Source organism: Pseudomonas sp. AC070 (assembly GCF_979258635.1).
The window spans coordinates 1-16,087 of the sequence record NZ_OZ409871.1 but is presented as its reverse complement, the minus strand read 5'-3'; the positions used below and the strand labels follow the sequence as shown (position 1 = coordinate 16,087).

4 protein-coding genes are annotated in these 16,087 nt (G+C 58.5%); all 4 read right to left on the bottom strand.

Annotated elements, in window-relative coordinates; all coding sequences use genetic code 11:
- Positions 1-154: 154 nt before the first annotated feature.
- The gene (locus ACZZ0Q_RS00020) at positions 155-1,270 is read right to left on the bottom strand and encodes a hypothetical protein (protein ID WP_463540532.1); all 1,116 of its coding nucleotides are present in this window, start codon (positions 1,268-1,270) and stop codon (positions 155-157) included.
- On the bottom strand, positions 1,222-2,346 hold the full coding sequence (locus tag ACZZ0Q_RS00015; protein ID WP_463540533.1) for a hypothetical protein: 1,125 nt from the start codon (positions 2,344-2,346) through the stop codon (positions 1,222-1,224). Before ACZZ0Q_RS00015 ends, ACZZ0Q_RS00020 begins: the two co-directional genes overlap by 49 nt.
- A 2-nt stretch (positions 2,347-2,348) precedes the next feature.
- A complete protein-coding gene (locus tag ACZZ0Q_RS00010) occupies positions 2,349-8,702 on the bottom strand; it encodes a TrbJ/VirB5 family protein (protein WP_463540534.1) in 6,354 nt (2,117 codons plus the stop codon).
- Positions 8,703-8,726: 24 nt separating this feature from the next.
- Positions 8,727-16,087: thrombospondin type 3 repeat-containing protein (locus ACZZ0Q_RS00005; RefSeq protein WP_463560173.1), on the bottom strand; the 7,361-nt coding region annotated here is incomplete at its 5' end.

The following is a 16,087-nucleotide window of genomic DNA, read 5'->3' as shown; positions in this document are numbered from 1 at the left end:
AGCGCCAGACGGGGGGCCGGCTAAGTGCCAGCAATTAAATCACAGGTAGAGGGGGGATTTGGTGCGGGAGTACGCAGGGTTGGGGTGCCGTTCGGCGGCAACATCAACACCGGCCCCGCTATCTGTAAGAATTTCTATATCAGGGCTCTAGAGACTAGCTGGCCAGCGGTGGAACAAACGACACGACCAGCGCCACTATAGGCAGCATTAGCAACAGTGAAGCGGCAACGACCAGGCACTGGTCCCAGACTTTTCGCGACAGCGCGCCGCTATTCAACGCCGCCCGCAACGCACGCCGTTGGAATAATGCACAGGCCGCGCCCATGAACAACGCCGGAAATAAGGGGAACAACTTGTCATAGGCGCCTCGCGGCACTTCGAGGAATAGCCAGATATTTAGCGGCACCAACACAACCCCCGCCAATAACGTATTGCGTGCTGCGGCGAAAGCGCCAAGCGTTCGGTAGTTTCGATACATGCCAAATAGCCCGGCGAAAATAGTGCCGAACAAACTCATGAAAACGACCTGGCCTGTCGAATAGACACGCCTCGGATCCTGCTTTACCGGCTGCTCAATCTGACTTGCCAAGGCGGAACTTTCAGGTGGCTCATGCGAAGAAAAGCGTCTTCGCAAATACTGTAAGTAGGCCTCATCGATTTTCATCGCATCTTTGAGTTCACCCTCTACAACGCCCCAGATCACAGGAGAAATGGACTCGTTGTCTTCGTCGTAATAAAGCTGGTGGCAAAGATCGAGAAACGCTTCCAGCGCTGGCTTATCTTCTTTCGCGTAAGGCCATACCAATAGCACTCCACGCGTGGGCGTACAGGCCAACAGTGACGGCGACTGGGCAATGGCGTGAGCTTCCTGCAAACGTTCCGGCAACAGCAAGCACTCGGCCGCGTTGAAGTCTCCGCCGAAGACCAAGACGTTTTTCAACGTGTCGGTTTCGTCCACGTGCTGCCAGTCAACACCACTCAGGCGCTGGCGCAACGATGCAAACGCAGAAGCCTGGATCTCGGAAAGAGACTGTTGGTTGGTTTCGGTGGCCGGCATAAAGGCTACGGTTTCGCCTTGGTCTATCGCATAGGCGATCGCGGGTGCCATAGCGGGCACCGAGGCAAAGGCCGTATTCAACGGGGAAAACAACAGCCCCCGTTGCGGGGCCTGCTCTGCCCACTCGGCAGACTTCAATAGGGGCGTTACAACAGACATGTTGATCAGCTCGGACGATGAGGAGACAGGTAGGGCTTCTTCCATTTGAAGCATTGGAGATCCCCCGACGGGTGGGTATATACCACCCAGTTGTCGCCGAGCTCAATGCCGCTGGCCATGGTGCCGGCGGAGGCTTGCCATATTTCTTCACCGGTGAACTTGTCCCATGCCTTCGGACGTGCGTCCTCGATACCAAAAAGCAGGTCGCCCTCAGTGTTGACCACGGTTACTTCAGACCTCGAATGCGAGATCCAGGCAAACCGCATATCCGTCCCGCAGACAGTGACGTACATCATGAATGAAGGCGAGCTGGCATATGAAAGTACGAAGCCGTCGTGCGCCACACTGATCTTGTATGCATAGGCGTTGCTATAAATATACCCAGCCGATCGCAGGGCCTGAAAAGCCTCCTGCTCAACATGATTAAACTCGGCAACCAGTCTGTTCAGCTCAAGGTCGATAAGAAGAACCGAACTCCCGGCTAAAACAAAAAGCCTATTTCCACACCTGACCACCTGCTTATCGATTGGCAACTGGTCAATACGATAAGGCTCTAGCTCCAGCTCAAGCAGTATGGTCTGCGTGTCAAGGGAGTAAACACAGAACACCTCGCGAGAAACACTGAACCCGTAAAAATACTGATCAGCGAACGGGCGATCGAACTCAAGATCCAACGGCAGATGCCCCACCACCTTATAGTCCCGTACAACATCAAGACCTTGGCTGTAATCGCTCCAGCCAAAAGGCCGGTATACAGTCCCGTCGTACATAAAAACAGAGCCTAATTCAGACCATTCGGGATTGGCCTTAGCTATGTACTCGCTGTAAACGGTTTCATTCGTCTCCAGATCGAAGACCTCAGGGCGCTCACCAAACATATAGAGTTTTTGGTCTGAATAGAAAAAAGCGCGCAGAGATGCTGAACCGCTTTGCGTATAAATCTGCACAACGGCTGACTCGTCACCATCAAAGTCATTCAGTTTGAACTCACGAATAAAACTTACTTCACCACTAACAGAAGGCGTATACAGCGCATAAAGCGAGTTATTGCGCATCGTGGCAGATACGTACCCGTCGTAACTCTGCACCAACCGATGCACTGCTTTTTTAGCGGGTAATCCAGCACTCATATTTAACGCACCTTTGAGGTCAACGGGGAAATGGATTCTTCTAGAATCCTAAAAGTAATATCCCTTTCACAGTCAAAACCGAGATGGACCACAGTCTTGGCCCTCATTATTCGCTCACAGCTTTCAAGAACTGCAGCCTTCAAGCCTTTTACTTTATCAGCATCTTTGAAAGCATCACCCATCCACTCGTAATGCAGATGAGGCCTTTGATTTTTCTTCCAACCCTTTTTGCTCTCGTCCATCTGAGCAAGAATATTGCTCTTGAAATGCTTATCCGATTGCGCCGCCATGGACTTGACGTCAAATTTCGAGGTGAAGTTCTTGATTTCAACAAACAATTTGTTGCTGGCCATTACGACCTGCAGCGAAGTATCTACCAATACCTCTTCGCTCAGGATCCTGGCTTCACCGTCCACACCTAAAACCTTTCTTGTATGGCTCTTTTTAAGCTGCTTCTCGCCTTCTTTTATAACGTCTTTACTTGCCGGCACAGAGACAGTCTTACCCAATTCCAGACTTTTCGGATCAAGCGTGAGTGAGGTGCCATCAGCGCGCATTATCCTCGGATTCTCTTTCAAATCCTTGAAGGTTCTTGCCTCGCCATAAATACCGCGAACGTTACTCTGGGTTTTACCCGCCAGTTGGTTGAAGGCTTTTTGCCAATCTGCTTCGGGATAATACTTCAGCGCGTCCAGAAGGATGTCGAACGGGGTTTCGCCATCGACCATATGATTGAGGTTATCAAAGCGAAAATCGCCCATACGACCGAAATTTGGATTTTCCATATTCCTGATAAAAGTCAGAATGGAGTCACCGTAATTTTTGCCCTCCACGGCGGTAAAAAAGGCAATATTTTCAATTGTTCGATCCGACATAATCAAACCGCCACTTTTACCCAACTCCGCTTTTCGGGTTGCCTCCGTCATGATGTCAGCAAAGGTTCTTTGCTGCGCTTCGGTCATTGCCTTGTGAAGCTCTAATACCTTGGTAGCCTTGGTCTCCAGCGGTATTCCGCACAGCGTAGCAGCGTTGGCGCCATCTACGGCGCCGCTCAGCGGCGTTAGCCGTGCGTAAAGCGTATCGCCCGAATTGATAGTGGCTGCAATCGGGCAGGAAACCTCACGCAATCTCCTCATCTTTATGAATGCGACAAGCCCTGCGGGCGAGGTAGCAATCGCTTTGAGAAAATTCCAAGTGGCTGCAGTACCACTTTGAATGAGCTCGATAAATACGTCTTTGAATTCCACCAACTGCTTGATAGCCGCCTCGCGACCTTCTTTACCGCTGAGAATCTTGGCAACCAGATCAAACGACCAGCGCGCCGCAGTGCCACCTATTTTAAGTATCTGCCCCGGCTCTTTGATAAAGATCTCTTTCAAGGTCGACTTTAAAACTTTCAAGGCACCTTTAACGGAGATCATTGAAGCAATCGAGCCGGGTGCCCCGGTACCACCGCTGCCAATACTGACCGCCACTGTAACAATGGTTAACGTGACGCCTATGCCGGCAAATGCCAGCTCAATTTTGTCCACTTCATCGAAGCGGTTGTTGGCCCACAAATAAGCGGCCTTGGTCAATTGGTACAGATCCGAGACGCTGGTCATCTCAAACAGGAACTGGGTAGCACTTTTAAGCGCATCGTATGCTGATTTTCCTGCTTTCTTCAGCATGTCGATGGCTTCTGCCATGGCCTGCCCGTCTACAACTGCGACACCGCCTTCCTGGCTTTTCGATGGGGCAGCCTGCTCTTCAGCTGCATTGGCTTGTTGTAGGGAATTGCCAAACCAGGTTAACCGGTCGATGGCATTGCGATAGCGCATCTCCCTGCCATCCACACGCGCTACTCCCACGCCGGCATCTTCGTACACAGTGAAGCCGACCCGTGAGCCAAGGCCATTTAGCCGAGCAGTGCCGCCTGAGATTGAAACGCGGGCTTTACCGTCTCTATCAAAGGTGACTTGTTTTTCCGCTTCGCCATCGATCAACACCAGCGAGCCACGCGAGCTATGGAGCTGGCCAATCTTGATTTCACTGATATTGCCGGAGAACCCTTCGCCAATAATGAAACTATTGGCGAAGCCTGAGTTGTTCGGTACACCTGGCGCAGCGACCGATACACGCTCAGCATCCAAACCCACCGTCAATACGCCATTCTTGAGCTGCAAACCCGCCAGATACCAGGAGTTGGTACGAATTGGCGCTGTGGAAACTGCGACAAAATCGCCTTGGTCTGTAGACACACGAGCTTGTAGATGGGCGGCGCCGTCTTTCTCTACGACACTCAACTCATAGCCACTTGAGAGGTTGCTGCCCTTGCGCAGAATTACGCCCCCACCAGCCTGGAGAACTCCGGGCTTGAAGCGAGCGTTTACGTAGTAGTCTGAGTTGTAATCCAAGGTGTCGCTGTCAGCGACCAGAAGGTGGCCACCTTGGAACTTCATGCTACTGCCGGGTTTGGCATAAGAGTCGGTCTGATCCCAATCTACGTCACCTACAACTTTTGCTTCCAACCCACCTAAGGTATCCAGAACTACTTTGGCGCCGCTGGCATTCAAATCAATTCCAGACATGGGGAATAGCGCAACAGGCGCTTGGTTCGGTGTAAAGAAGCCACCTGCGCTAAGCGTAACGGTCGTACCAGGTTTGCCATAAACCGTTGCGTTGGTCGACTTGACCACCTCTTCGCTGGAAGAGCCTTGCAGCGTTTCGACCTCGTAAGCGGACGCATAACCGGCAGCCACCGCGGCATGCTCGAATTGCATCGAGCCGTCAGGATCAATGGGCGTAATACTGTAACTAAGGTCTTTTATCACGCCGCCGATATTGACCGAGACATGGCCGTCAGAAGCCATTTCATCATCAATCTTGAATTGTGCCTGGGCCGTTGTACCTTCGATGGTTTCCGCCCCGGAAACCGCACCACCGGTGTTATTCCAAACCACGTCAATAGCCGATTGCGGCGCCTGGTTCAGTGTTACCGTAACGGTACCAATATCGCCAGGTTTGAAGTTGGGAGAAGAAACGGACAAGGTATAATCCAGTGCCTTTTTCTCAATCGTCAGCGTTGATTTCACATCCCCGGCAGATAACGTGATATCGGTCGGAGCTGTTTCCAGACCAACTTGATATTCCGCCGTAACCAGACCATCACTACCCACCGCATAGTCTGACTTTTCCAGGTTCCCGCTATAGCCCAACTGCCAGTTGACCGCAGTACCCTCTTCCACAAAGTTGTCGTACTGGTCGCGTATCTCGCCGGTGATCTTGGCTTTATCCACTCCAGAACTTAGCATTTCCGGTTTATCGGTAGTCAGGGTAATTGCAGTCGGTTTCCCCGCCAGTACTGTCATGGGCGCATATTCCACCTGCGCACCAATTCGAATACGGGCGTCGTCGGTTGCGACAACTTTAGCGGTCACGACATGTACCGCTCCCGCCTTGGTGGAAGCTGTTAACGTATTCTGGAATATTCCATCTGTGGATTCAGTAATGCTGTTAGACAAATTACCGCCATCCGTGACGGTCCATTGCACTTTTACCTTTCGCGGATTGTTTTCATCAAATGCTACGGGAAGATAAGCCACCAGCTCGACATCCCTTTCATCTACACTTATATAAGATTGTGGCGCCTCACCCACTAACTCGGTGTTGAATACATACTCCCAAAGCATGTTCCCCGCATCGTTGTTGGCGTAGATGCGCAAGCTCAGAAAATCGACGGCCGTGGCACTGGCCAGTTTGGCAACATCGTCGATCTGGATATTTTGAGCTTCACCCAACTTCGCCTTGATCTCTTCCCCGCCAAACGAAAAAACTAGGTCGCGCTCGCCCTTGTGACCCCACGATTCCAACGTACCAAAGGACGATTTGATCAAGTCGTAAACAATGCCAAAGTATTTATCGGAATTCCAAACTTCCGGCTTATCTTCATCGGTAAGGTCATAGATCGTGCCGGCAGCATCACCCGCACGAACCTGATTGACATTGAGTTCATACAAACTGAACTGCATCTCCGGCCGGTACTGCCAGGAGTAGATAGGCTGCGGCGCCTTGAACGTCTGCTCAGGGAATTGATTTGTGGCCTTGCGATACGCTTGGCGCGCCAGCTCGCTGGCCTCTTCGTCATGCAGCGCCACTTTCACCGGTACATAACGAGTCGGACGGTATTTGAGAATGCCGCTGCCCGATCCGTCGGAGGAGAAGTCGGGGTTGCGACTCTCCGGCTGCCCCGCCACTTGCAGATACAGATGCTGTTTAGCCAGCACCTTTTCCGGTAGCTGGATCACCTGCACTTGTTGACCCGGCTTGATTTTGAACTGCGACAGATTGTTCGCACCCACCGGCGCCAGTTGGTTGGCGGCAACAATCTTGGCCAGGCGGCCGGTGTAGCCGTAATCGCCCAGCTCCTCCGGCAGCGCAGTGCCGTCGGCGTCGCGCCAGTCGGTGTAGATGGCGATGCTCACATCGCTACCGAGGCCCGCGCCTTCGTTGCCTATCAGCTGCTTCTTCTCGGTGCCTTTGGTGGAGCCTTTATCGATCTTGTTTTTGCGCTCAGCCCAGATTTTCAGGTTGGGCGCCTTGAGCGTAATAACCTCGGTGTTGAGGTTGATAGCGTTGCCGCTCAGGCCTGTCTTGAGCTGCACCACCTTACTGCCGACGTAACCGGTGGGGCGGTTGATGGCAATCAGGCGGACATTCTCGCCAGCCTTTAAGTGGTTCGCCGTGCGCTTTTGAAATTCGTCCTTGAAACCGCCAACGCTCTGCCATTTTTTGAAGTTGGCGTCGCCACGGGCGGTATCGTTGTACAGGCTTTCCACCGAGCCACGCAGTTGGATGGTGAATCGGAAAGCGTCGTTCTTGCTATCCAAACCGGAGCTATTGTTTAGCTCCTGGTCTTTCAGACCACGACGCTCCGCCACCAGTTGCCCAGTGGATTCGCGGAACACGTAGATATCGGTGTCTTTCAGATTTTTTTCGCTGATGTCCTTGAGCAGGCCGCGGTCTTTGAAGTCCGGCGCAGTATCGATCAAACGGGTAAAGTCAGGACCTTTTTCCTCGGTGTTCTCAGGCACGCTGCTGTACTTGCTGGACAGGTAGATGCCCTGCAGTTGCGCCTCCTCCAGGCTAGTCTTGACGAACACCTCCTTCTCGACGCCATTGACGTCCTTTTTCACCTTCTTGCCGGGCACCACGAAGTCCGGTTTCTCGTCGCCGTCGAAATCGTACTTTTCTTGCAGGAAATGCTCGCGATCACTGGTCTCCGCGTTGTAGGTGGTGCTGCCACCCACCTTGACGTCTTTGAGCTTGGCGCTGGCATCCAGCACCATCAGATCGACCGGAAAATCCAGATTGGGCTTAACCGGAGTGGCTGCGGTGGCAATAATGTTGGCCGCGTTCAGATCCCATACGCCCAGACCGTTGCAGTAGTCGTAGTCCGGGCGGCTCATGTAATACGGCATCATCGAGCTGCCACGTGGGCTGAAGCGCTTGTAGCGCAGCTCCAGAGTCAACGGCGTGGTGAACTGGATGTCGAACCCTGGGCAGGGCGGCAGCCAGTAGCTAAAGCCGTATTTGCCGTCTTTGTCGCTGACACCCCCACCGAAGAACCCCCAGCCGCCGACGCCAACTACAACGCCAGACATAGGGCCATAGATCTTCGCATCGCGATCGCGCGAGGTCTTGGTGGCTACCTGCCCGTCCTTGCCGAAGAACCCCACACGAAAGGCAATGCTGTTGGCGCTCTGATGAAGGATGCTGCCGTCGGTAGCCAGGAGTAGCGACTTGCTCGACGCATCGGGTGTCACGCCGTCCTTGATCGGCATTTCCAGCAGCACCAGATCCTTGCCCGTTGTGCTGAACAGATCCTTGTCTGCGCGCACCATCACGGTCAGCGTGGAATCGTCCATGTCCGGTTTGTCGATGGTTTGTCCGGTTACGGTCTTGAAAGCACGACTGCGGTACGCCGAATCGGTCATTACCTGCGCATCGGGATAGAGCGCACGAATCTCAGTCTGGCGCTTCAAGTAGGCCCGGTAGGTATCACCGGCCATGACTTTGGCAGTCCCATATTGGCCAACAGCTTCGCCAATCTCCCGGCCTTCCTTGCCGCTGCTGTCGTATTCCACCCAAGTCGGCTTTCCGGACTCGTTGAGCACGATAGCCCGCGTGTACACAGCCCCGTGTTTGAAATACTGCTGCGGAATGAAATACCCAGGCAGGTGCCCAAGGCTAAACGCCTGCGCAGTCATCGCCGCCCCACCCAACACCAGGCCAAATGCCAGGGCAAACAACGAGACCGTACGGCGCACGTTAGTGCGCGAACTGGAGGCGGTGGTTGGCATACGCAACATATCCATCTGTCAGTGATTCCTTGAGCCGCCTCAGCGGCTCTTACTCAAGCGGTAGAGCTCAGCTTGCAGCTGACGCAAGTTCATTTGTCCGTCGGCGTAGGCCTGCAATGCGGGCTGCGCTTCGATACCGGCCAGGGCGAAGCCGAATAGGTCGAGGTTGCCGGGTTGCAATGGGCCTTTACTGCGGATGCGCAGGTTGGCGATCTGGCCAACGCCCACTGGCACCACACGGCCAGCGGTGCGGTCGAGGCCAACCAGCACCACGTAAGCGCCGTCGTCTGGCAGGTAGTCGTAGCTGTCGGCATATTTCAGCGCGGCGATATCAACGCTGAGGTTGCCTTGCACGCTTACGCCAGCCGGTTGCAGCGCATACATCCAGTACGGCATAGCCATCGGATCGACCGGGTACGCCAGTTCGCTGAACTGGAGCATTTGCACGTGCAGGTCGCCTTCCTGGCGGCCGTCGGGGAATTGCAGTTTGGCGTTGCTGAGGTCGAGTTTGAGTTCGCCGCTGAGCAGGCTCAGTTGGCTGCCGCCTTTGACCGGTACGTACGGCAGCGTGGTGTTGAGCTGGGCCAGTTGCAGTTGGCCGAGTTCGTTAAGCACGCCGTTCTGAACGCTAATGGTGCGGCTGTCGCTGCCGTAGCTGCGCACGCCCTGGCCGGGGTTGAGTTGCAGGCTGTAGCGCCCGGCCGGAATGTTTTGCGCGGCACTGTCGCCGAAGCCGAAGTTGAAGGCACCGTCGCCGTTGGTTTGCACGCTGCGGTCGAGTTCGTCGATGCGTACTTGCACGCCGGCCACCGGTTGCTGCAGCTGGTCCATGACCACGCCGCTGATAAAGGTCGGCAGCGGGCGCGTGTGGTAGCGAATGCGGCTGAGTTCCTGGCCGTCGTAGGTCACTTCCACCGACACCTCGGCGTTGTAGGCCAGGTCTTGGCTTGGGTAGAAGGCCACCACCTGGCTGCCGGGCAGTTCGGCGAGGTTGCCGGCCACGGGCAGGTAGTCGCGGTTGACGTCGATTAGTTGGTAGCCCTGGGCTTGTAGCTCGCTGGTGCCGAGGCCATCGAGGTCTACGTAGGTTTTGCCGTGGGCGGTTTCGAAGACTTTGAGCTGCAGCTTGCTGATGTCGATGGCCTGATTGAAGTACAGGCTGATGAAGTCGTTGGGGTTGGCGTTGCGCTCGCCGCTGGCCGGTTCGATGCGCTCCAGGGCCACCGGCACTTGCTGCGGGGTGACCACGGTGATGCTGCGGCTGCTCTGCGCCACCACCTGCCCGCTGCTGTTTTGCAGCACGGCGAGCAGGCGGTATTGGCCGGCAGCGGCCGGTACTTGCAGGTTGGCGCTTTTGAGCGTGGTGTCGCCGGTGAGGGCGGCGTCGGCGAGGTTGTCGCCGTTGCTACCCAGCAACAAGGCGCGTGGGAACAGTTGGCCGCTGAGGTCTTCGATCCGTGCGGCCACTTGCAGGCTGATCGGCTCGCCGAGGTTGAGCAGTTCGGTGCCTTCGGTGGGGATAACCCAGTTGATGGCGGCCTGGCTGTTGAGCTCCAGGCTGTAGGCCTGACGGGTCAGATTGCCGGCCTGGTCACGCGCTTCCAGGGTCAGTTCCACGCTTTTGCCCAAGGGCAGACTCAGGCTGGTGGCGAAGCGGAATTCGCCGGCGCTGGCGCCGGGTTCCAGGGTTACGTCGCTCCCATTGATTTGGAAGCTGCCGGGGTTGGCTTCACGCAGGGTGCCTTTGACCGGGAACGGCTGCTCGCTCACGCGGTTTTCGGCGGGCAATTCCACCAGTGGAGTGTCGAGCTGGATCACCGGCGCGGTCTGGTCGAGCTGCCAGCTGAGGGTTTGGCGGGTTTCCTGGCCGCTGCGGTCGCGGGCCAGCAGTTCGACGCTGTAGCTGGAGTGGCCGACCGGCACGCCGAGGGTTTCTTTGAGGTCGAGCAGTTGGGTGCCGGCTTCGCGCAGCACCAGGTTGCGACCGTTGAGCCGCACGCTGTCCAGACCGGCTTCGGCGTACACCTGGCCGCGCAATACAAAACCATTGCCGGGCAGCAGGCTGCCGCTGGCCGGGCTCAGGCTGTCGAAGCGTGGCGGTTTGAAGGTGGTTTGCGCGGGCTGGTAGGTGACCAAGACGCTGCGCTGGGTGCTGCGTTGGTCGACCCAGGCCTGAACCACCAGGGTGTTGGGGCCGACTTGCAGGTTGATGGGCGCCGACTGGTAGGCGAACTCGGTGACCTGGCTGGTGGCGGTCAGGGTCGCGGCCTGGCCGTTGATTAGCACTTCCATGCGCTGCGCAGCCTTGTCGCTACGCAGCACGCCGCGCACCACCACGGTGGCGTCTTTGACGGTGGCGCCAGCGCTCGGGTAGTCGATGGTCAAGCCGATGTCGCTGGACACCGCCACGCGCTCGACGTGGCGTACCACGCTGGCCTGATTACCGGCTTTGTCGAAGGCGGTGAGCGTGAGCGTGTTCGCGCCTTCCTGCAGGGGCACGGTGGCGGTCCAACTGCTGCCTTGCAGGGTCACGGCAAAGCGGCTGGTGGCGAAGCGGTCGGAGGTGAATTCCAGACGCGCCACGCCAACGCCGGCGTCTGTCGCGGTACCGCGCAGGGTGATGCTGTCTTCGCTGACGCTGGCGTTGTCGGCGCCTTCGATGGTCACCACGGGCGCTACACGGTCCGGGAAGCTGGTGGCGTCGTCGGGGTTGGTGCCGGCGGCCGCTTCGTCTGCGTTGCTGACGCCATCGCCGTCACGGTCTGGGTCTTTGTTGTCGCCGATGCCGTCTTTGTCGAGGTCGCGGGTTTCCGTTGGGTCGTTGGGGAAGGCGTCGACGTCGTTGGCTACGCCATCGCCGTCACGGTCGCTATCCAGCGCGTCGGGAATACCGTCTTTGTCGAGGTCGGCGGGCACGCTGGTTTTGTCGTCGGGGTTGGTGCCGGCTTGCACTTCGTAGTCGTTGGAGATGCCGTCGCCGTCGCGGTCCGGGTCTTTGCTGTCGCCGATGCCGTCGCTGTCGAGGTCGCGGCTTTCGCTCGGGTCATTCGGGAATGCGTCCTGGGCATTGGGCACGCCGTCGCCGTCGATATCGCTGTCGAGGCTGTCGGGAATGCCGTCTTTGTCCAAGTCAGGCGGCGTACTGGTTTTGTCGTTCGGGTTAGTGCCGGCTTGCACTTCGTAGTCGTTGGAGATGCCGTCGCCGTCGCGGTCGGTATCGGCGTTATCGCCAACGCCGTCGCCGTCGAGGTCGCGGCTTTCGCTGGCGTTGTCGGGGAAGGCATCGGCGTCGTTGGCCACGCCGTCGCCATCTCGGTCGCTGTCGAGGCTGTCGGGGATGCCGTCTTTGTCGAGGTCTGGCGGCGTGCTGGTTTTGTCGTTCGGGTCGGTGCCGGCCTGGGTTTCGTAGTCGTTGGAAATACCGTCGCCATCGCGGTCGGTATCGGCGTTGTCGCCAATGCCATCGCCGTCGAGGTCTTTGCTTTCGCTGGCGTTGTCCGGGAAGGCGTCGGCCTCGTTGGCCACGCCGTCGCCGTCACGGTCGGTGTCGAGGCTGTCAGGGATGCCGTCTTTGTCGAGGTCGGCGGGCACGCTGGCCTTGTCGTCCGGATTGGTGCCGACCTGAATTTCGTAGTCGTTGGAGATGCCGTCGCCATCGCGGTCGGCATCTTTATTGTCGCCAATACCGTCGCCGTCCTGGTCGCGGGTTTCGCTTGGGTCGTCGGGCAGTGCGTCTTGCTCGTTGGCTACGCCGTCGCCGTCACGGTCATTGTCCAGCGCGTCGGGAATGCCGTCCTTGTCGAGGTCGGCCGGCACGCTGGTTTTATCGTCGGGATTGGTGCCCAGCTGAATTTCGTAGTCGTTGGAAATACCATCGCCGTCGCGGTCGGTGTCGGCGTTGTCGCCAATGCCGTCGCCGTCCTGGTCTTTTGCTTCGGCAGGGTTGTCCGGAAACAGGTCGTCTGGGTTGCGCACGCCATCGCCGTCGCGGTCATCGTCGAGGCTGTCGGGAATGCCGTCTTTGTCCAAGTCTGGGGGCGTGCTGGTTTTGTCGTTCGGGTCGGTGCCCGCCTGTGTTTCGTAGTCGTTGGAAATACCGTCGCCGTCGCGGTCGGTGTCGGCGTTGTCGCCAATGCCGTCGCCGTCGAAATCGCGGCTTTCGCTGGCGTTGTCTGGGAACGCATCGGCGTCATTGGCGACACCATCGCCGTCACGGTCGCTGTCGCTGTCGAGGCTGTCCGGGATGCCATCTTTGTCGAGGTCGGCGGGCACGCTGGTTTTGTCGTTCGGGTCTGTGCCGACCTGGGTTTCGTAGTCGTTGGAAATGCCATCGCCATCGCGGTCGGTGTCGGCGTTGTCGCCAATGCCGTCGCCGTCGAGGTCGCGGCTTTCGGCTGCATCGTTGGGGAACGCGTCCGCGTCGTTGGCCACGCCGTCGCCGTCGCGGTCGTCATCCAGTGCATCGGGAATGCCGTCTTTGTCGAGGTCGGCCGGCACGCTGGCTTTGTCGTCCGGGTTGGTGCCCAGCTGGGTTTCGTAGTCGTTGGACACGCCGTCGCCATCGCGGTCGGCGTCTTTGTTGTCGCCGATGCCGTCGCCGTCGAGGTCGCGGCTTTCGCTCGGGTCGTTCGGAAACGCGTCGACAGTGTTGGCCACGCTGTCACCGTCGCGGTCGTCGTCCACGGCGTCGGGAATACCGTCTTTGTCGAGGTCGGCGGGCACGCTGGTTTTGTCGTCCGGATTGGTGCCGGCTTGCACTTCGTAGTCGTTGGAAATGCCGTCGCCGTCGCGGTCCGGATCTTTGCCGTCGCCGATGCCGTCGCCATCGAGGTCGCGGCTTTCAGTCGGGTCGTTGGGGAATGCATCAACGTCGTTGGCCACGCCGTCGCCGTCACGGTCGCTGTCCAGCGCGTCGGGAATGCCATCTTTGTCGAGGTCGGCGGGCACGCTGGTTTTGTCGTCCGGGTTGCTGCCGGCCTGCACTTCGTAGTCGTTGGAGATGCCGTCGCCGTCGCGGTCGAGGTCGGCGTTGTCGCCAATGCCGTCGCCGTCCAGGTCGCGGGTTTCGCGTGGGTCGTTGGGGAAGGCGTCTTTGTCGTTGTCTACGCCGTCGCCGTCGCGGTCGAAGTCGAGCGGGTCGGGAATGCCGTCGCGGTCGAGGTCCGGCGGCACGCTGGCTTTGTCGTTCGGGTCGGTGCCCAGTTGAGTTTCGTAGGCGTTGGAAATACCGTCGCCGTCACGATCGAGGTCGGCGTTGTCGCCGATGCCGTCGCCGTCGAGGTCTTTGCTTTCGGCCGCATCGTTGGGGAATGCATCAACATCGTTGGCTACGCCATCGCCGTCACGGTCGCTGTCCAGCGCGTCGGGAATACCGTCGCGATCCAAGTCGGGCGGCACGCTGGTCTTGTCGTTGGGGTTGGTGCCCAACTGGGTTTCGTAGTCGTTGGAAATGCCGTCGCCGTCGCGGTCGGCATCTTTGTTGTCGCCGATTCCGTCGCCATCGAGGTCTTTGCTTTCGCTGGGGTCATTCGGGAAGGCGTCAACGTCATTCGCCGCGCCGTCGCCGTCACGGTCGCTGTCCACGGCGTCGGGAATGCCGTCGCGGTCCATGTCGGGCGGCACGCTGCTGGCGTCGTTGGGGTTGGTGCCGACCTGCTCTTCGTAGTCGTTGGAAATGCCGTCGCCGTCGCGGTCCGGATCGGTGTTATCGCCGATACCGTCGCCGTCCAGGTCGCACAGCAAGCCGAAGTCGACCTGGCTCAGTTGCGCCGCGTTATGGGTGGTGCGCGCCAGGGTGTCGAGCGTGACAGTGCTGGCGACCGCGCCGCCATAAAGCCGCGAAGCGTATTGCTGGGTGACGCTGCCCTTGGCGTAGACGAAACCGGCCAGGGTAGCGTTGGAGCCAAGGGTGACGTTGCCTTCGGCCAGCACCAGCAGGCGCGAGGCATCGCCGGGGGTTTCGTAAGCCGTGGCGTTCATCAACGCCAGCCACGGCAGTTCGAGGTTCTTCAGCACGTGCAGGCGCACGGTGCCGTTACCAATGGGCGTAATTTTCGACTCGCTGCCCAGGGTCAGTTTGTCGATCCAGTAATCGCCAGGTGCCAGTTCCAGGGTGCTGCGGTAACCCAGTTCCAGTTCTTTGAGCAGGTATTCGCCGGCCACGTTGAAACGCACCTTGGCCGTGCCGTTGACGTTAAGGCGTTGCCACTCTTTGCGGCTGCCGTCGAGGGTCAGGTTGCCGGCGTAGGCGACGTCTTGTTTGAAGGTGCTGCTGGTGGCGCGGAAGCTCGGCATGGCCGGCACTGGCGCGGGGCTGAAGCTCGCTTGGCAATCTTGCGTGCCGCAGCTGCGCACGCTGGAGGCGAAGCTGTTATCGACGCGGTTGGTGGCCAGGTACGCCGACGGCGCATCGCGCAATTGGGCGTTCAGGGCAAAGCTGATACGCCCGCCGCTGCCGTGGGTTTGCAGGCCTTTGGCAAAGGAGGCCACGCACAGGCTCGGCTGCACGGCCGGCGGCGCCACGGTGGGGATGCTTTGCGCATTGAGCGGGTTACTGCCGGCGACGCGCTCGCGTTCGTCGTCGTAGCTGTCGCCGTCAGTGTCGTCGTCGAGCAGGTCGAGGATGCCGTCGCCGTCGAGGTCCGCGCGTTCCTGGCACTGGGTATTCCAGCTGGCGCTGTTGATGGCGGCCATGCGCGTTTCGATGCGCGCGGCACTGCCAACGTCAACGCTGCGGGCATTCAGGGCGCCGGTCAGCCGTGCGGCAAAGGCCGAGCGGTATTCGCCCTCGGCATACACCAGGCCGTTGATAACGCTGGCCGATTCCTGCACCACGTTGCCACGCACAAACAGTTGCAGGCCTTCCGGGCGCCCGCTGCCGTCGTCACCCGCGTTGAGGCGCGCCTGATACGGCAGGTTCACGGCGCTGCCGACCATGATTTTTGCGGTGCCGCTGGCCACGCGCAGTTGGCTGTTGCTGGCCATGTCCAGCTGACCGATCCAGTAACGGCCCGGTGCCAGGGTAACCTTGGCGCCATAGCCAAGGCTCAGGCGCTCGATGTAATAGGCCTGATGACGCGGGTTAAAGCTGAGGGTGGCGGCGCTTTCCAGCTCGATGGTGCGGTAGCGGTTTACTTCGTCGCCGCCGGCTTCGCCGTTGCCCAAGTAGCCCAGGCGCAGATCGTATTGGCCGCTAACGGTGGGCAATTTCAGGGTAAGCAAATCACCGGCTGCCTGGCCGCTGGCCGTGCAGTTTTTGCTGCCGCAGCTGGGCGAGGCGAACGCGCTTTGGACTTTAAGGCTGTCTAGCGAAAGGCCAGGGTTGTCGGCGAGCTGGCCGCCCCACTGGAAGTTGATGCCACCAGTGCCATGGGATTGCAGACCGGAGGTGAACACCGCCC

Excerpts from the sequence above, each read along its gene's own strand:
- ACZZ0Q_RS00015 (WP_463540533.1), bottom strand. The coding sequence starts at position 2,346 with ATGAGTGCTGGATTACCCGCTAAAAAAGCAGTGCATCGGTTGGTGCAG.
- ACZZ0Q_RS00020 (WP_463540532.1), bottom strand. The coding sequence starts at position 1,270 with ATGCTTCAAATGGAAGAAGCCCTACCTGTCTCCTCATCGTCCGAGCTG.
- ACZZ0Q_RS00010 (WP_463540534.1), bottom strand. The coding sequence starts at position 8,702 with ATGGATATGTTGCGTATGCCAACCACCGCCTCCAGTTCGCGCACTAAC.